This is a genomic window from Kitasatospora sp. NBC_01560 (assembly GCF_045208415.1).
Classification (GTDB): Bacteria; Actinomycetota; Actinomycetes; order Streptomycetales; family Streptomycetaceae; genus Kitasatospora.
Window position 1 is genome coordinate 1,085,641 of the sequence record NZ_CP109364.1, and the last position, 17,486, is coordinate 1,103,126.

General features: G+C 75.6%; 15 protein-coding genes and 1 pseudogene. 7 read left to right on the plus strand and 9 right to left on the minus strand.

Going from position 1 to position 17,486, the window contains the following annotated elements; genetic code table 11:
• Nucleotides 1-5: 5 nt before the first annotated feature.
• Together OH807_RS04685 and OH807_RS04690 are read right to left on the minus strand one after the other, a co-directional pair.
• Nucleotides 6-818, minus strand: coding sequence for a zf-HC2 domain-containing protein (locus tag OH807_RS04685; protein WP_406194213.1), 813 nt, complete (start codon nt 816-818; stop codon nt 6-8).
• Nucleotides 815-1,375, minus strand: coding sequence for an RNA polymerase sigma factor (locus tag OH807_RS04690; protein WP_406194215.1), 561 nt, complete (start codon nt 1,373-1,375; stop codon nt 815-817). The genes OH807_RS04685 and OH807_RS04690 overlap by 4 nt, the downstream gene beginning before the upstream one ends.
• 243 nt (nt 1,376-1,618) lie before the next feature.
• Between OH807_RS04690 and OH807_RS04695 the strand changes: the two genes are divergently transcribed.
• Nucleotides 1,619-3,109 carry an alpha/beta hydrolase family protein gene (locus OH807_RS04695; RefSeq protein ID WP_406194217.1) on the plus strand — a complete coding sequence of 497 codons (1,491 nt, stop codon included), beginning with the start codon at nt 1,619-1,621 and terminating at the stop codon, nt 3,107-3,109.
• Between the two features lie 127 nt (nt 3,110-3,236).
• Complete coding sequence (locus OH807_RS04700; protein ID WP_406194219.1) at nt 3,237-4,967, plus strand: alpha/beta hydrolase; 1,731 nt, start codon at nt 3,237-3,239, stop codon at nt 4,965-4,967.
• Nucleotides 4,968-5,114: 147 nt separating this feature from the next.
• Here the strand turns inward: OH807_RS04700 and OH807_RS04705 are convergent, their stop codons facing one another.
• The 3 genes and pseudogenes from OH807_RS04705 to OH807_RS04715 all read right to left on the minus strand — a co-directional run bounded on the left by OH807_RS04705 (nt 5,115) and on the right by OH807_RS04715 (nt 6,528).
• A complete protein-coding gene (locus OH807_RS04705) occupies nt 5,115-5,486 on the minus strand; it encodes a hypothetical protein (RefSeq protein WP_406194221.1) in 372 nt (123 codons plus the stop codon).
• Between the two features lie 114 nt (nt 5,487-5,600).
• Nucleotides 5,601-5,837, minus strand: a pseudogene (locus tag OH807_RS04710) (neutral zinc metallopeptidase); the annotation flags it as partial.
• A 16-nt stretch (nt 5,838-5,853) separates the two neighbouring features.
• The gene (locus OH807_RS04715) at nt 5,854-6,528 is read right to left on the minus strand and encodes a FadR/GntR family transcriptional regulator (protein ID WP_406210704.1); all 675 of its coding nucleotides are present in this window, start codon (nt 6,526-6,528) and stop codon (nt 5,854-5,856) included.
• 68 nt (nt 6,529-6,596) lie between these two features.
• On the opposite strand from OH807_RS04715, the gene OH807_RS04720 reads away from it, so the two are divergent.
• The gene (locus OH807_RS04720) at nt 6,597-7,460 is read left to right on the plus strand and encodes an alpha/beta fold hydrolase (RefSeq protein WP_406194224.1); all 864 of its coding nucleotides are present in this window, start codon (nt 6,597-6,599) and stop codon (nt 7,458-7,460) included.
• 104 nt (nt 7,461-7,564) lie between these two features.
• A complete protein-coding gene (locus tag OH807_RS04725; protein WP_406194226.1) occupies nt 7,565-8,770 on the plus strand; it encodes a hypothetical protein in 1,206 nt (401 codons plus the stop codon).
• 71 nt (nt 8,771-8,841) lie between these two features.
• Here the strand turns inward: OH807_RS04725 and OH807_RS04730 are convergent, their stop codons facing one another.
• Together OH807_RS04730 and OH807_RS04735 are read right to left on the minus strand one after the other, a co-directional pair.
• Nucleotides 8,842-11,052: an elongation factor G gene (locus tag OH807_RS04730; protein ID WP_406194229.1), complete on the minus strand. Its 2,211-nt coding sequence runs from the start codon at nt 11,050-11,052 to the stop codon at nt 8,842-8,844.
• 620 nt (nt 11,053-11,672) lie between these two features.
• Entirely contained in the window at nt 11,673-12,086 is a 414-nt protein-coding gene (locus OH807_RS04735; RefSeq protein WP_406194232.1) for a winged helix-turn-helix transcriptional regulator, read from the minus strand.
• A gap of 137 nt (nt 12,087-12,223) precedes the next feature.
• Here OH807_RS04735 and OH807_RS04740 point away from each other — a divergent pair, with 137 nt between their 5' ends.
• Nucleotides 12,224-13,159: an NADP-dependent oxidoreductase gene (locus OH807_RS04740; RefSeq protein WP_406194234.1), complete on the plus strand. Its 936-nt coding sequence runs from the start codon at nt 12,224-12,226 to the stop codon at nt 13,157-13,159.
• Nucleotides 13,160-13,295: 136 nt separating this feature from the next.
• On the opposite strand, the gene OH807_RS04745 is transcribed toward OH807_RS04740, so the two are convergent.
• Nucleotides 13,296-13,625: a hypothetical protein gene (locus tag OH807_RS04745; RefSeq protein ID WP_406194237.1), complete on the minus strand. Its 330-nt coding sequence runs from the start codon at nt 13,623-13,625 to the stop codon at nt 13,296-13,298.
• Nucleotides 13,626-13,646: 21 nt separating this feature from the next.
• The gene (locus OH807_RS04750; RefSeq protein ID WP_406194240.1) at nt 13,647-14,030 is read right to left on the minus strand and encodes a hypothetical protein; all 384 of its coding nucleotides are present in this window, start codon (nt 14,028-14,030) and stop codon (nt 13,647-13,649) included.
• A gap of 601 nt (nt 14,031-14,631) precedes the next feature.
• On the opposite strand from OH807_RS04750, the gene OH807_RS04755 reads away from it, so the two are divergent.
• Both OH807_RS04755 and OH807_RS04760 read left to right on the plus strand, forming a co-directional pair.
• Nucleotides 14,632-15,318 (plus strand): hypothetical protein, encoded by a 687-nt coding sequence (locus OH807_RS04755; RefSeq protein WP_406194243.1) that lies wholly within the window; start codon nt 14,632-14,634, stop codon nt 15,316-15,318.
• A 297-nt stretch (nt 15,319-15,615) separates the two neighbouring features.
• On the plus strand, nt 15,616-17,220 hold the full coding sequence (locus tag OH807_RS04760) for a PQQ-binding-like beta-propeller repeat protein (RefSeq protein ID WP_406194245.1): 1,605 nt from the start codon (nt 15,616-15,618) through the stop codon (nt 17,218-17,220).
• Nucleotides 17,221-17,486 lie beyond the last annotated feature (266 nt).

Below are 17,486 nucleotides of genomic sequence, written 5' to 3' on the forward strand. Positions count from 1 at the left end.
GGTGTTCACAGCGTGGCGCAGGCGTTTCTGCGGGCGATCACGGCGCCGGTGCCGAGGGCGAGCAGCAGGCCCCAGAGGGGCAGTTGGTCCGGCTGCAGGGCGGCGGGGACGCGGCCGGCGGCCCAGGAGGGTGCCACCACGACACCCCACCCGACCGCCAGCCCGGCGGCGGCGCGGGTCACGCCGATCACGCTGCCCAGCGCCAGGGCGGTGGAGGTGAAGGCCAGGGAGGGCAGCAGCCACTGCGCGGCCGTCATGCTTCCGGTCAGCCACCCCCCGACCAGGAGCCCGGGCAGGACCACCAGGAGGACGGCCGTGGTGCGGCGGAGCAGCAGGGGCAGGCCGGCCCGGGCCGTCGAGGCGGTCAGTTCGTACGACGGGTCCAGGGCGCGCGACCACGACGCGGCGACGCCGCAGAGCGGCAGCACGGGCGCGACCGGCAGCAGCACGGAGGCGTCACCGAGGAGCAGGGGCGACGCGACCGCGTCCAGCAGCAGCGCCGTCAGGGTGACGACCACGGTCATGGCCAGCCAGGGGGCCATGACCGGCGTCATCCAGGCGGCGACCCACCGTGGACGGCGCCGCCGCGCCGGTGCGGTGGCGGCCGCGGTCAGCTGCGGCTCCAGAGCCGTCCGGACGGTGCCGACGAGCACGGCGATGTCGGGTGCCCCGGCGGCCACGGAGGCCGCCAGGTCGCTCCGGCACGGCGCGCACCGCTCCAGGTGGGCCTCCAGCGCCCACACCGTGTCCGCGGCCATCGTCGTGTCACCGCGCGCGTAGTCGTCGATCAACCGCCTCGACGCGTGTTCCCCGCTCATGCCAGCGCCTCCCGCATCGCGATCCGGGCCCGGCGGGCACGGGTCTTGACCGTGCCTTCGGGCAGTCTGAGCAGGACGGCGGTCTCCCGGACGGAGAGCCCGTCGAGCACGGTGGCCCGCAGGACGTCCCGGAGTTCCGGCGCCAGCCTGCGCAGGGCGTCGCCGACGTCGCCGCCGACCGTCCCGGCGAGTGCCTCCTCCTCCGCCGCGGGCACCACCGCCCGCTCGGCGGCGGCGGCCGGCGGGTCGGCGTGGTGGGCGCGGCGCCGGAAGGCGTCGACCAGGCGGCGCGCCGCGATCGTCCACAGCCACCCGACGGCCGTCCCGCCGACCGCGCTCCCGGCGAACGCCCCGGCCGCGCGCCACACCGCCAGGTACGTCTCCTGCATGACCTCGGCGACGATCTGCTCGTCGGCGCAGCGGCGGCGCAGTCGCACCGCCAGCCACGGCGACGTGCGCCGGTACAGCTCGTCGAACGCCCTGCGGTCACCTCGGGCGACCAACCGGACGAGGCGTTCCTCGTCCAGCTCCTCCAGTGCTCTCCTGCGTGATCTCACACCAGCCAGACGCCCGATCGGGCGCGCAGGTTCTGCACCCGGTGAGAGCTGCGTCACAGTGCCGCGCGGGGGTTTCGCGGTGGCGGGCGGGGGCGGGCGGGCGGGCGGCGGGGCCCGGGGCGGGGGGCTTTCCCCAGCACCGCCCGGGGGGCCTCCTGATGGTGCGTCACCCTCCGGCTCCGGCAGCCTGAATCCGTTCATGGACCACCGCCGCCCGAGGCGGCCGGACCCCAGGGGGAGCTCGTGCACCACCTCACCGGACGCCGCGGCCGCCGGAGGCCGCTCCGCTCGACCGCCGCGCCGCACGCCCGCACCGCCCGGGCCGCGCGCGTCCTGGCCGCTCTCGCCGCCGTGGCGTTGCTGCTCGCGCCGCAGGCGGTCGCCGCCCCGGCCGCGGTGACCGCCACCGACACCGACTTCACCGGCTCCGGCGGCGTCACCCTGCACGGCACCGTCCTCTCCCCGGCCGGTGACGCCACCGCCGCGCGGCCGGGGCTGGTGATGGTGCCCGGCGCCGGGCCCACGGGGCGGGCGGACCTCCGGGCGGCCGCCGAGGCGTACGCGCGGCACGGCACGGTCGTCCTCGTCTACGACAAGCGGACCGACGGCTACTCGACCCTCCACCGCGACTACTCCCAACTGGCCGACGACGCACAGGCCGCGTTCCGCCTGCTGCGGGGCCGCGCGGACGTCGATCCCGCGCGCGCCGGCTTCTGGGGGCTGTCGGAGGGTGCCTGGGTGGTCTCGCTCGCGGCCGGCCGGACCCCGGACGCCGCGTTCGTGGTCACCGTCGGGGCCGTCGGCCTCAGCCCGCTCCGCCAGCAGGCCTGGGCCTACGGCGGCTACCTGCGGCACCACGGCGTGCGGGGCTCGCTGATCCCGACCATGCAGCGCACCGCCGCCCGGGTGCTCGGCGGGGCCGGCCTCTTCCCCGAGGCCGACTACGACCCGGTGCCCGCGTGGAGCGCGATCCGCCGTCCGGTCCTCGCCGAATGGGGCGAATTCGACCGGGAGGCCGCGCCACAGGAGAGCGCGGCGATCATCCGGGGGGCGCTCGACCGGGCCGGCAACACCCACTACACGCTGCGCGCCGTCCCCGGCGTCCGGCACAACCTGAACCGCACCGCCGACGAGGGCTTCGACCGGCCGGACGACCTCCCGCCGGACTACGCCGACTTCGAGTCGGCCTGGATCCGGGGCCTCGGCACCGCACCGCCCGCGATCCGGGTCGACGCCTTCCCCGCCCCGGACCACCCGAGCCGGGCACTCGCCCCGCTCGCCGGGTACGAGGCGCCGTGGGTGCAGCTCACCGCCGTCCTGGTCTGCGCCGTCGGCTTCCTCGGCCACCCGCTCACCGCACTGGTCCGCCGCCTCCGGGGCCGACGCGAGCGGCCGGTGGCGGCCCGCCCGGCCCGGCTGGTGGCCGCGGCGGGGCTGACGGCTCTGGTCGGCGGCCTGTGCTACCTGCTCTTCATGGTGGTCACGGCCGGCGCCTTCACCGGCCCCGTCCTGCTCGGCCGACCGCTGCCCTGGCTCCTGCTCCAACTCGCCGCCGTCACGACGGTGCCGGCCGCCGTCGCACTCGCCGTGCAGTGGTCGCGCGCCCGCCGTCCGGCCGGCGGGGCGGCGCGGGCGGCGGTGCCCCGGGCCGAGCAGATCCGGCTCGCGCTGCTGGCCGCCGCGGCCGTGACGTTCGTGCCCTGGGCGCTCTACTGGGGCTTGCTGACCCCCTGACAGGTCCGGCACCACCGGCTGCCGCCCGGGCGGCAGCCCCCGTTCGGGGGGGTGTCGCCGGCACCACCCCGAAGACGGGTGCACGCGCTATCGATCGCACCCGGTCCGAACGCCGATGATCACCATCATGAACCCGGATCCGATCCCGAAGGCGGACATGAACGCGGACCCGAACGCGGACGTGCACCCGAACCCGAGCCAGAACCCGAAGCCGAGCTCCGAGGTGACAGTGAACCCCGAACCGGACGTGCCGGCGACCGTGCACGCCGCCACCCCCCGCCCGCACGTCCGGGCCGGTGCCCGGCGACCCCCCGGCCGCCGACGCCGGGCGTCGCTCGCCGGTCTGACGGCCGCCCTGCTCGCCGCCGTTGCCCTGCCCGCCACGGCCGGGGCCGGATCCGCCACGGCGGCGGCCGTGCCGGGCGTCCCCGCCCGGTACGCCCACCAGCAGCTCGCCTGGCAGCCCTGTACCGGCGAGCCCTCGCTGGAGTGCGCCACCATGACCGCCCCGCGCGACTGGCACCACCCCGCGGACGGGCCGGACGTCACGATCGCCGTCTCCCGGCACCTCACGACCGACCGGGCGCAGCGGCGGGGCACGCTGCTGATGGCGGCGGGCGGCCCCGGTGGCAAGGGCCTGCTGCGCCCGGCCGACTTCGCCCGGAGCGCGCCGGCCGTCGCGGCCGCGTACGACGTGGTCGGCTTCGACCAGCGCGGGGTCGGCCGGAGCACCCGGGCCGTGTGCGAGACGCCCGAGGAGGTGGACGCCTTCTTCGCCGGGGACTTCCGGGACGACTCGCCCGCCGCCCGCGACCGCGTCATCGCCAACTCCCGCAAGATGGCCGCCGACTGCGAGCGGAACAGCGGCGGCCTGCTGCCCTACCTGACCACCGAGCAGACGGTGAGGGACCTCGACCTGTTCCGTGCGCTGCTCGGCGAGCGGAGGATCAGCTACTACGGCCCGTCCTACGCCACCATGATCGGGGCCTACTACGCGACGCTCTTCCCGCAGCGGGTCGAGCGGATGGTGCTGGACAGCAACGTCGGCTTCGACGGCAGCTGGGAGCGGTTCCAGCTCGGCCAGCCGATGAGCTTCCAGCGCCGCTTCGAGGAGGACTTCCTGCCCTGGCTGGCGGCGCACGACAGCACCTACCACCTCGGCGCCACCCCCGCCGAGGCCGGAGCCCGCTGGGAGCAGCGCCGCGCCGCCCTGCACGACGACCCGCTGGTCGACGGCACGCTGACGGTCGGTGCCAACCAGCTCGACAACGGCACCATCCAGGCCGTCTACAAAGCGGAGCAGGGCTTCCCGGCGCTGGCCGCCGGGCTGGCCGCGCTGGAGGACTGGCCGCACGCCGACCGGACCGCCCGGGCCGCCGTGCAGCTGGTCTTCGGCCAGTACCTCGCCGCGGACTTCGTCGCCGAGTACTTCGCCGTGACCTGCGCCGACACCCCGTGGACGCGCGACCTCTCCGTCTGGACCGCCCGGAGCGCCGAACTGACCGCCAGGTGGCCGCTGGCGGGGGCCCGATCGCTCGCCTTCGCCGCCGTCTGCGCCGGCTGGCCCACCCCGACCGCTCCGCCGGTGCACGTCACCGGCGCCGGCCTGCCGCCGACCCTGATGCTCAACTCGGTGCACGACCCGGCCACGTACTACGAGGCCGCGCTCTCCGCCCACCGGGCGCTGCGCGGCTCCCGCCTGGTGACGGTCACCGGGAACGGCGACCACGGCCAGTACCCCGGCCCGAACACCTGCGTGCGCGACGTCGTCGAGTCGTACCTGCTGGCCGGCCGGACGCCCGCGCGCGACCTCACCTGCCCCTCGCCGTCACCGTCGACGTCGCCGACGGCGGGGTGAGCCCGGAGCCCGCGGGCGGGCGGCGCCCGCGGGACGCGGCGTGGCCGCCGGACGGGATCCGGCGGCCACGGGCGGAGGCGGAAGCGGGCGGTGAGGAGCGGGCGGTCACCGGCGATCGGTCACCGACCGGCTGTCACCGACCGCCGGTCACGGGCGGTCGAGGGTGATGGAGTTGACCGGCCCCAGGTCGGCCCAGACGCCGTTCTGGGCCGGCATGTCGTAGTTGCAGTTGGTGCCGTTGTAGCCGAGGCAGAGGTGGGCGTGGGCTCCGCCGGACTGGTTGTTGAGGACCCAGTGCCAGCCCTGCTTGTTCTGCAGGTTGTGGGCGCCGTAGCTCCACAGCACGTCGGTCGGCGGGGTGGAGGTGGGCGCGCCCTCTCCGTAGATGCAGACCGCCCCGGACGGGCAGCCGTCCCACGAACCGTCGGCGGCCTGGGCGCCGGTCGCGCCCAGGGTGGTCACGGTGGTCATGGCGGCGGTCGCGAGGACGAGCGCGGTGGCGTGGAGGATCTTGCGCATGAGTGGATCTCCCTCTGAAGTGGCTGGTCCGGCCAGTGATCAGCAGCCTAGGAGCGGTCCGCCGGCAACGGTCCCTGACAGTCGACAGGGTGCCCGGGCCCGGAAACCCGCTGCTCAGCGCTGCACGGCGAAGGTGTCGCACTTCGCCACGTCCCCGGTGCGGTGGCCGGTGGTGAACCAGGTCTTCCGCTGCTCCGATGAGCCGTGGGTCCAGCTCTCCGGATCGATCCGGCCGGTGGCCTGCTTCTGGATCCGGTCGTCACCGACGGCCGCCGCCGCGTCCAGGCCCTGGGCGATGTCCTGGTCGGTGAGGGTGCTGTTCAGCGGCCGGCCGGTGGAGGTCTGCACCGTCGCACCCGGCGATCCGTCAGTTCGAGCGGTTCGAGCGGTTCGAGCGGAGTGCGTCGATCAGGGTGTCGAGATGCCTGGTCGCCTCGGCGGCGGCGCGGACCGGGTCGCCGGCCCGGATCGCCTCGTACAGCCCCTCGTGGAGATCTGCGGGCAGTTCGGGCAGCTCACCGGGCACGGCCGAGTGGCGCAGGCTCTCGGCCACCGCGCTCACCAGCCCCTGGTACAACTCGATCAGGACGACGTTGTGCGAGGCGTCCACCACGGCGCGGTGGAAGGCGATTCCGGCCGCCGTCGTACCGCTGCTGCATCGCTCGTGCCAGGCTGCGGCCAGGCGGGCGAGGTCCTCGGGCGTACGCCGCTCGGCCGCCGATCTCGCGGCCTCCACCTCCAGGGCGCGGCGTGCCGTGAGGATGTCGAGGAGGTCCACCGGGGCGAACCGGCGTCGCAGGATCCCCTCGGTGTCGGTGCGCGCCCGCACGTAGACGCCGTCCCCGTGACGGATCTCCAGCACACCCGCGTGGGCGAGCGCCCGCACGGCCTCGCGCATCGTGTTCCTGGCGACGCCGAGCATCTCCAGCAGCTTCGGCTCCGGTGGGATGCGGTCGCCGACCTGCCAGTGCCCGCTGCCGATCTGTTCCAGCATCGCCTCGGCGACCTGCTCCACCCGCGACGCGGGCCGGACCTTGAGCATCACGCCTCCATGATCGAAAAAGGGTCAATGATTGACTTACGCGCGATGCCCATGATTCCCTTCGAGCCATGAGTTCTGCAACTCCGGCAAGCCGAGCCACCGCCGCCACCCGCACCGGCCACCTCAGGACCGGCGGGGCCGAGCTGAACTGGCACACGGACCAGGCCGCGACGATTGTGGTGTTCGTCCACGGCTCCTTCGACGACAGCAGCAGCTGGGAGAAGGTCGTCCCACTCCTCCCCCCGGGCGTCACCGCCGTCCGCTACGACCGGCGCGGCCACTCCGGCAGCAGCGCCCCGGGCCGGGCCGGCTCCCACGAACACGCCGGCGACCTGGTCGCCGTGATCACCGAACTCGCGGGCGGCAGCGCCCACGTGGTCGGACACTCCTACGGCGCGCTGATCGCCCTGCTCGTCGCCGCCCGCCACCCGGAGCTGATCCGCAGCGTCCTGGTGCATGAGCCGCCGGCGCTGTCCCTGCTGTCCGGTGACAAGGAGGGCGAGCCGCTGGCTATCGAGGCCCGGGAGCACGTCATCGAGGTGGCCGCCCTCATCGAGGCGGGGCGCGAGGAGGAAGCGGTAGCGCTGTTCGCCGAGAAGGTCGGGTTCGGGCCCACCTGGCGGGAGTTGTTCCCACCGGCGGAGCGCGCCATGCTCGCCGCCAACGCCCACACCTTCCTCGCGCAGTTCCGGGACCCGGACCACTACGCGCTCGACCTCGACGCGCTGGCCGCGGGCCGCGTCCCGATCACGCTGACCATGGGCACCGACGGGCCCGCCGTGGTCCGGCGGAGCACGGCGATCCTCGCCGAACGCCTGCCCGCCGCTACCTTGCACACCCTCACCGGCGCAGGCCACGCACCCCACCTCAGCCATCCCACCGAATTCGCGGCCGCCGTGGCGCGACACCTGGAGCGCGCCGCCCGGGCCTGAGGCCGGAACAGCCGTACACACCACCGAGGGATCAGGGCCCGCGTCCCGTCGCAGGCCCCGGACCTCCCGACCGGGCCTGCGCGCGGCAGCGCTAGCATCCGGGCATGCGAACCATCGAGATGCTGGTGCCGTCCGTGGGGGCGGTCGACGAGGCCGGGTTGCGGGCGGTCGATGCGGACGAACTCGTGCGGTACGTGGCCGATCCGGGGCACGCGTGGTGGCGGCGCAGGGCGTGTGCGGTGGCCTTGGCGGGCCGGGTGCCCGAGCGAGGGGTCCCGGGGCTGCTCGCCCGCGTCCACGACCTGGGCGACACGACCGAGGTGCGCGTCGCACTGCTCGACGTGCTGGCGGGCCGGCCGGAGCTGGCGGCCTGGCTGGCGCACGAGGACCGGCTGCGTGAGCACGCGTACGGGATGCCCGAGGCGATCCTGAAGGCGCGCGGTATGCTCGGCGACCGGTCGGCCGCACCTGGGCTGGCCACCCTTGCGGCGTCGCCGTGGCCGGATCGCCGCGCCGTCGGCGAGGCGGGGCTCGACGGGCTGGTCGCGCGGCACGGGGCCGGCACGGTGCTCGCCGACCTCGGCGACGCACGGCCCGAGGACCGCATCGTCCGCCTGCGGATGCGGCACGCCGACGGGGCCGACGTGACGGATGCGCTGGCCGATCCCGATCACACCGTCGCGTACCTGGCCCAGTCGCTCCTGACGGATCCCGACCGGCTCCGCGACTACCTCGACGAGGCGCCCACGACGACGGCGAAGCTCTGGGCCGCCCTCGCGCTGCACCGCCTCACGGGATCGACGGCGCAGACCCGGGCGATCCACGAGGCGCTGGGGCGCCCGCGGGTCGAGGTGGCCGGGCTCGACGACGAGCTGCGCGCCGCGATCGTGCACGAGTACGCGGGCCGGAGCGAACGGGGGACCGATCCCCGGTGGCGGGTCGAGGCTCTCTGCACCGAGCCGCCCGACCGTCCCGACCAGGACGAACAACTCCGCCGCGCGACGGCCGCGCTGACCGCGGCCGGTCTGGCACCCGAAGCGCCGGTCCCGGCCGGCGAGCACAACAAGCAGGGCGACGGGACGTACCACGTGATCAAGTGCGGCGAGAACGAGGTGTTCCTCAGCACCCTCGGACGGTTCGTCACCGATTCCGAGTGCGACGCCACCGCCCAGCGGGCGCTCGAATCGGCCGGCTTCCGCTGGATCGGCGAAGGCACGCGCGGAATCCGGGTCACCGGTCTCTGCGTCTACTACTTCGGCGAACGCGAGCCGCTCGTCGTCGACACGCTGGTCTTCCACTGGCAGGACTGAGGGCCCGTGCCCGGGGGGCGGAGGACCGGGCCGGCCCCACCCCCGCGAACGGGGGTGGGGCCGACGGGCCGCTACTGCGGCGCCGGGGCGTAGCCGGCGGGCCGGGTGGTGAAGGTGCCCCGGCCCTGGGTACGGCTGCGCAGCCTCGTCGCGTAGCCGAAGAGCTCGGCCAGCGGCACGGTGGCCGTCACCACGGCGGTGCCGGCGCGGGGCGCCGAGCCCTGGACCTTGCCGCGGCGGGCGGCGAGGTCACCGAGGACAGCGCCGACCGACTCCTCCGGAACGCTCACCGTCACCTCGGTGACCGGCTCCAGGAGCAGCGGACGGGCCTTCCGGAGCGCCTCGCGCAGGGCGAACCGCCCGGCGGTGCGGAACGCGAGCTCCGAGGAGTCCTTCGGGTGGGTCGCCCCGTCGGTCAGCGTGACCAGCACGCCGGTGACGGGGTGGCCGCCCAACGGGCCCTCGGCGAGCGCGTCCCGGCAGCCGGCCTCGACCGCCTGGACGTACTCCCTGGGCACCCGGCCGCCGGTGACGGTGGAGCGGAACTCGAAGCCCTCCGCCCCCTCACCCGCCAGCGGCGCCACGTCGAGCACCAGGTGGGCGAACTGGCCGGCGCCGCCGTCCTGTTTGACGTGCCGGTGGACCAGGCCGGAGACCGTGCCGGTGATGGTCTCCCGGTAGGCGACCTGCGGCCGCCCGACGGTGATCTCCAGCCCCTGGGCGCGACGGATCTTCTCCACCGCCACTTCGAGGTGCAGTTCGCCCATGCCGGACAGCACCCGCTGGCCCGTTTCCGGATCGGTGCGGACCACCAGCGACGGATCCTCCTCGACCAGCCGGGCCAGTGCCGTGGCCAGCCGGTCGGTGTCAGTGGCCCGCCGGGCCTCGACGGCGACCGTGACCACCGGGTCCGCCGCGACGGACGGTTCCAGTACGACGGGCGCGGCGGGGTCGCAGAGTGTCGCCCCCGCGCGGGCGGCCTTGGCGCCGACCACCGCGACGATGTCCCCGGCCACCGCCGCGCCGGTCTCGGCGTGCCGGTCGGCCTGGACCCGGAGGATCCGGGCGATCCGCTCGGTGCGCCCCGTGCCGGCGTCCAGCACCGTGTCCCCCTTCCGTAGGGTGCCCGAGTAGATCCGCAGGTAGGTGAGCCGGCCGGTGGCGGTGGCGTTCACCTTGAAGACCAGTGCCGCGAACGGTCCGGCCGGGTCGGCGGCGCGCTCCGCCTCCGTCCCCTCGGCCGCGCCACCCGCCGCACCGCGCGGCGCGCCCTCTGTTGCACCGTCTGTTGCACCGCGCGCCGGACGGCCTGCCGCACCGTCGAGCGTGCCGCGCACGGCGGGCACGTCCAGCGGCGAGGGCAGGTACGCCACCACGGCCTCCAGCAGCGGTTCGATCCCCCGGTTGCGGTAGGCCGATCCGCACAGCACGACGACCGCCTCACCGGTCCGGGTGAGCTCGCGCAGGGCGGTGGACAGCGTGTCGGCGGACAACGCGCCCCGGGCACAGAACTCCTCCAGCGCACCCGGGTGCAGCCCGGCCGCCGCCTCCTCCAGCAGGTGCCGGCGCCGGGCCGCCTCCTCCCGCAGCTCCTCGGGCACCGGGCCCTCGCGGTAGGCGTCCGGCCCGGCCCCGTCGGCCCAGGTGAGGGCGCGCATCCGCAGCAGGTCGACCACACCGGTGAAGCCGTCCTCCTGCCCGATCGGCAGCTGGACGACCAGCGGCGCCGGGTGCAGCCGGTCGCGGATGGAGGCGACGGCGGCGTCCAGGTCGGCGCCGGCCCGGTCGAGCTTGTTGACGAACGCGATCCGCGGCACGCCGTGCCGGTCGGCCTGCCGCCAGACCGACTCGCTCTGCGGCTCCACGCCGGCGACCGCGTCGAAGACCGCGACCGCCCCGTCGAGCACGCGCAGCGAACGCTCCACCTCGTCCGCGAAGTCCACGTGGCCCGGAGTGTCGATCAGGTTGATCCGGTGGCCGCCCCACGCGCAGCTCACGGCCGCGGCGAAGATGGTGATTCCGCGGTCGCGCTCCTGCGGGTCGAAGTCGGTGACGGTGGTGCCGTCGTGGACCTCGCCGCGCTTGTGGGTCTCGCCGGTGAGGAAGAGGATCCGCTCGGTGACGGTGGTCTTGCCCGCGTCGACGTGGGCGAGGATGCCGAGGTTGCGGACGGTGGCGATCCCGGCGAGGGTCGCGGACGCCGCCGTGGGGGCCGTCGCCGTGGTGGGCGTGGCGGTGGCGGTCGTGGCGGTGGCGGTCGTGCTGGTGAGGTCGGTGCGCATGGCCCGGTGCCTTTCGGGGTGTTCCGGAGAAGGGCGGCGCGATTGCGGCGAAGGGAACGCCCGGCCACCGGTGATCGGTCATCGTTCATCGAAGACCGGGACCAGGGACCAGGGACCAGATGAGCCCACGGTCCACGGTGCTCCGGCTGCGCCCCGGTCAACAGGGCGGCAGCGGTGCGGGGTTCAGACGTTCGTCGCAGCTGTCCGGTGCCGGCCGCGCAGCGGGCACCGGGCGCACGAGGACACCAGGATCACCTCGTAGCGCGAGGAGGGAACGACGACAGCGGTGCGGTAACGCACGACTGACCCTCCCTCGACTCGTCACGGTGGCGCCGGCCACGGAACGGTGGCGGCGCGCGGCTGCGAGCCGAGTCTAGGGACCGCCCCCGCCGCCGTCACCGGGTTTTCCCCGCCGGGTGCCGCAGCCCGCCCGGCGGCCGGCTCCCCCGGTTCGAGGTGGCCGCCCGGGCGCCCCCGTCAGCACAACGGCCGACGACTGCCCGCGAGAGCGGCCGCCAGTGCCGCAGTGGGAGCGACAGCAGTAGCCACGGCGTCACCGGCCGCCCCGCTCCGGCCGCCGTGGGGGTCGCCGACGCGGGTCGGCCCGGGCCGGGTGGGCGTCAGCCGTCCACCGGGGCCGACCGGCCGTCGTAGCCGTCGCGGGCCGCGAGCACCTCGGGCATGTTCTGTTCGGCCCAGGCCTTGATCGCCTGCATCAGCGGCAGCAGGCCCGCCCCCAGCGGGGTGAGCGCGTAGTCGACCCGGGCCGGGACGGACGGCGTCACCGTGCGGGTGAGCAGGCCGTCGCGTTCCAGCGCGCGCAGGGTCTGGGTCAGCATCTTCTCGCTCACCCCGGCCAGTCGGCGGCGCAGCTCGCTGTAGCGCTGCGGGCCGTCGGCGAGGGCGTTGACGACCAGGCTGACCCACTTGTCGCTGATCCGGTCGAGCAGTTGCCGGGCCGGGCACTCGGCCAGGTAGGCGTCGAAGCCGGCCCGCTCGGCCGCGCGGCGCTGCGCGGCGGTCGTGGTGGCCATGGGCTCTCCTCCCCGTGCGGTACGCACTTACGGGTGCGTCCTTCCTCCTGGAGAGTAACTCTCCTTAGCTTGAGAGGTGTTCGCCCCGTGGATCCACGCCGTGATCCACCCGTTGATCCACACCCGAGGAGTGCGCCATGCGTGCCGTTGTCGTTCGTTCCTTCGCCGGCCCCGAGGCCCTGGAGCTGGTGGAGGTACCCGTACCGGTGGCCGGCCCCGGCCAGGTGCGGGTACGGGTGGAGGCGGCGGGGGTGAACCCGGTGGACGCGGTGACCCGGTCCGGGGCCCTGGCGGGGGCGGGGCTGATGGCGCCGTGCGAGGTGGTCGGGATCGGCTGGGACGTGGCCGGGGTGGTGGACCAGGTCGGGCCGGGAGTGACCGGGTTCGTGCCGGGCGAGCGGGTGATCGGCCTGCGGGACCGGCTGGACGTGCCACTGGGCGCCTACGCGGAGTACCTGGTGCTGGACGCCTCGGCACTCGCCCCGGCGCCGGCCGGAGTGCCGGCGGCCGAGGCGGCGACGCTGCCACTGAACGGCCTGACCGCCCTCCAGGCGCTGGACCTGCTCGGGCTGCCCGCCGGCGCCACCCTGCTGGTGACCGGCGGGGCGGGCGGGGTGGGCGGCTTCGCGATCGAGCTGGCCGTACTGCGCGGGCTGCGGGTGGTCGCGCTGGCCGGGCCGCAGGACGAGGCGCTGGTAAGGGAGTTGGGCGCCGACTGGTTCGTCCCGCGCGACACCCCCGACCCGGCCGCCGCCGTCCGGGGGCTCGCCCCCGGCGGGGTGGACGGTGCCCTGGACGCCGCCCTGCTCGGGATCCCCGCCCTGGGCGCGGTCCGCAACCGGGGGGCCTTCGTCACCGTCTCCGGCGGAGCCCCGCCCGGCCTGCGCGGCATCCGGGTGGCCAACGTGTGGGTCGCCGCCGACGGCCCGGCGCTCACCGCCCTGTCCGGCCTGGCCGCCGGCCGGCGCCTGACGCTGCGGGTGGCCGGCACCCATCCGCTGGAGCAGGCCGACGAGGCACACCGCCGGCTGGCCCGGGGCGGCCTGCGCGGGCGGCTGGTCCTGGTGCCCTGAACCGGTCGGGCGGCCGGACGCCCCGCACGGGCTGTCCGGCCGGCCGGCAGCGCAGTCCGACGGACCGTCAGGAGTGCGGCCATGGAGCCTGATCGATCATCAGCCGCCCCCGCAGGGCTCTTCCGGCCACCCGGCCCTACAGCGGCGCCTGTTCGCCCGATCCGCCCCGGCCGCCCGATCCGCCCCGGCCGGAGCGCCGTTGGCGCAGCCAGGCGAGCGCGCCGACCAGGCCGACGGCGCCGCCCGCGCAGAGCTTGACGGCGCCCTTGGCGATCAGCCAGCCCACCCCGGGGAGCGTCCAGCCCAGCCAGTGCATGACCGACAGCAGCACCGCCACCGCACCGAGCGCCGCCAGGACGGTGGCCACCACGGCACCGCCGGTGGAGAGTTCACGCTCCCCCGGACCGTGCTCCGACCGCTCCTCCGGCGCCGCTTCCACCGTGCTGTTCGTACCCCCTGCATCCATGGGGTGCATCCTAACCCGGCCTCAACGAGGCGCGTGGTGGGTGTCGCCGGTGTGCTCGCCGGTCTCGTGGTCGGGGAAGCTGACCGCGAGGGTCACCCGGTACTCGAAGACGTCGTCGCGGTGGCCGGGGACCCGCGCCCAGGCCAGGGAATGGACCTCGGCCTCCGGTGCCTGCCCGCACCAGGCCGCGGCCTCCTCCAGGGCCCGGGCCGCCGAACGGCCGGTGCAGACCACCGCGGTGTAGGCGGCGACCGAGACGTCGCCGCCGCTGCGCCCGGCGCGCGAGACCGCCCGGACCGCGGCCGCGGCGTGGGTCAGGTCACGGGCCAGGTCGTCGACCACCCGGGGCGGCGCCGGCAGCACGACCGGACTGTCCACCACGGTCTCCGGCAGGTTCGTGCTCACTGTCTGGGCCTCCATCCGCCTGGTTACGGGATCCGCCCGGTCGGTCACGGGATCCACCGGTCGCGGGATCCACCTGCTCACCTGGGCACGGGTCACCCCCGGCCACCTGGTCCCCCTGATCACGGGCCCCAGGATGCCGGGTCGCCATTCCTGGCATGACCACTTTCACCGGAACATCACCCGTCCGGGGAGGGCATGGTGTAGAGCGCGGCACCACGGGGCCGGCCCTGGTATGGCGCCCGCAGCCCATCGGGGCAGGTCAGGACAGGGGACGGTGGGCGGCGCCCGGAGCCCGATGGCACGTGCGCGCACCACCCCCGTGCCCCGGACCGCCCGTTCGGCCTCCCGCCGCGCGCGGTCCACCCGAGCCCGCGCCCGCACCCGGGCGGGCCCGCACCCACCGGCCCCCACCCCAGGGGCACGCCCGCTCCCGCCCCGCCCGCGTCGCCGGATCACCGTGCGTGTGCCGACCGACCACCTGCCGTGACGCGGTCGTACAACTCCCGTTGCAGGAGCCGGACATACCGGACCGCATCGGCCACTAGGATCCTGCCGTCGCAGTCCGCCGCCTTCGTGGCGGGCGCCACCGAGGGGGTTTCCCATGCAGCTCGACCGAGCGGTCCCGAACGGCCGTCGGCGCCTCTGGCTGCCCGCGCTGGTGCTCACGGGCGCCGCGCTGGCCGGATGTTCCTCCGGCGGGGGAGGCGGGTCGAGCGCGGCCCCCTCCCCCGCCGGCACGGCGGCCACCGGGGCCGCCACCACCACCGGGGGTGCGTCCACCCCGGCCGCCGCGCCCACGAGTTCGGCTCCGACCGCCGCCGCCACCCCGGCCGCGACCGGTGCGGCGTCCCCCGGGACGGCCGCCGACCGGCCCGCGGACGCCTGCAAGCTGCTCAGCTCGCCCCAGGTGATCGCCTCCGTCGGCACCGGCGGGCCGTTCACCGGTACTCACCTGGATCCGGCGAGCGACGGCAGCGCGGTCTGGGGCTGCACCTGGGGCTCCCGGCAGTCCTACGCCGCGATCCACGAGGTGCAGCCGTCCGTCGTCGCCGCCGCGAAGGCGGACCCCGAGCGCCGGACCACCCCGGTGCCGGGGGTCGGGAGCGAGGCGATCCTGGCGCAGCGCGCGGACGGCACCCATCCGATGGTCTACTTCCTGGCCGGCGGCCGCGCGTACTCCGTCGAGGTGCGCAAGGACCGCGGCCCGGACGACGGCGTCAACGCCCCGGCGGAGGCGCTGGCCGAGAGCGCACTCGCCATGGTGCTCGCCAAGTCGCTCACGGGCTGAGCCCGCTGCCCGGCCGGGGCCGCACAACGGGCCCGGGCCGGGGTGGACAGGCCGGGGAACGGACCGGGTACCGGGCCCGGGCCGCCTCCGGCCTCCCGGCACCCGCCTCCCGGCCCCCGCCCAACAGCGGGCCGTTCGGAGGCGGCGCGACGACGCCGGGCGGCGCAGCCCGTTCCCCCCGGGGCGTGAACGGGGCCGGGGCGGGAGCGGCGGGCGGATGCGGGTACGGCGCGGGCGTTCACAGAATGACGCCACGGCGCCGTACCCCGTACTCCCACGACAGCCAAGGCGGACCGTATGAGCCGATTCCACCCACCCCCGCCCGCGAAGGGCCGGCGCCGTGCGGCGTCCCTGCTCTCCGGCCTCGCCCTGCTCGCCCCCGCCGCGGCGGCCGGGTCGCTGGCCGCCGCGGTGCCCGCACGGGCCGACAGTCCGACCGTCTCGGTGAACTCCCTGCGCACCGCCTGGGACGCGGCCGAACCGGCCCTGGCCCCCGCGAAGGTCTCCGCCGCGGGCTTCGGCCGGCGCTGGTCCACGGCCGTCGACGGCGCGGTGTTCGCGCAGCCGCTGGTGGCCGGTGCGACGGTGGTCGTCGCGACCGAGACCAACCACGTCTACGGCGTGGGCGCCGCGGACGGCAGGATCCGCTGGCAGCGCGCGCTCGGCACCCCCGTGCCCTCCTCCACCGCCTGCCTCTCCCCGGGCACCGGCATCACCTCGACGCCGGTGTACGACAAGGCGACCGGCACCGTCTACCTGGTCGCGAAGTCCGACGAGAGCGGCGCGCGCTTCTCCGTCCACGCCCTGGACGTCGTCTCCGGCGCGGAGCGCAGCGGCTGGCCGGTGCCGGTCCAGGGGGACCCGGTGAACAGTCCGGGCGTCCCGTTCGACCCGACGACCTCCGCGCAGCGCGCCGGGCTCCTGCTCCTCGACGGCGCGGTGTACTTCGGGTTCGCGTCGGACTGCGGCGTCGGCACCTACGTCGGCCACGTCGCGGGGGTGAACACCAGCAGCCGGAAGCTGACGCTCTGGTCCACCGAGTCGGGCTCGAAGTCGCAGAACGGCGGCGTCTGGATGAGCGGCGGCGGCCTCGTCTCCGACGGGGCCGGGCGGATCATCATCGCCACCGGCAACGGCGCGGGCACCGGCTCCTCACCGCCCAAGGGCCCCGGCAACAAGCCGCAGGGGCACTTCGCCGACTCGGTGGTCCGGCTCGGCGTCAACGGCGACGGCTCGCTCGCCCCGAAGGACTTCTTCAGTCCGAGCAACAACCGGGACCTCGACCACAACGACCTGGACCTCGGCTCCGGCGGCCCCGCCGCGCTGCCCGCCGGGTTCGGCACCGACTCCCACCCGCACCTGCTGGTGCAGGTGGGCAAGGACGGGCGGATCTTCCTGCTGGACCGGGACAACCTCGGCGGCACCGGCCAGGGCCCGAACGGCACCGACGCCGTCCTCGGCACCACCGGCCCGTACAAGGGCGTCTGGGGCCACCCGGGAGTCTGGGGCGGGGACGGCGGCTACGTGTACCTGACCGAGAACTACGGCTCGCTGCGGGCGCTCAAGTACTCGGTGAACAGCTCCGGCGATCCGCAGCTGACCAGTGCCGGGACGAGCGCCGAGGGCTTCGGCTACGCCTCCGGCTCCCCGGTGGTGACCTCCGACGGGACGACCACGGGATCGGCGCTGGTCTGGCTGATCTACTCCGGCACCGGCCCGGGCGGGCAGAACGGCGAACTGCGGGTCTACGACCCGGTACCGGTGAACGGCGCGCTGAAGCTGCGCCGCAGCTTCGCCCTCGGCACGGTGACCAGGTTCTCCGTCCCGGCGACGGACGGCGGGCGGGTGTTCGTCGGCACCAAGGACGGCCACCTGATCGCGTTCGGCGGCCCCGACGCCTGACCACGTCCGGCGGCCCGGGCACCCGACCCACCGGGATCCACCGGGGTCCACCGGGGTCCACCACGACCCGGCCCGGTCCACCCGGTCCGCCCGGTCCGCCGGAATCCGCGGGCGCCCAAACGCCCGCACCCCGCACGGCCGACAGCCCGGCCCGGCCCCTCCGTCACCCGTTCGAGCGCGATTGTCCGCGGAACGCGCGGGTTGGACCGGCGGCCGGGCCCGGCGGCTCGTAGCGTCCTGACCCACGGGGCCGTTCGCGCCCCTCC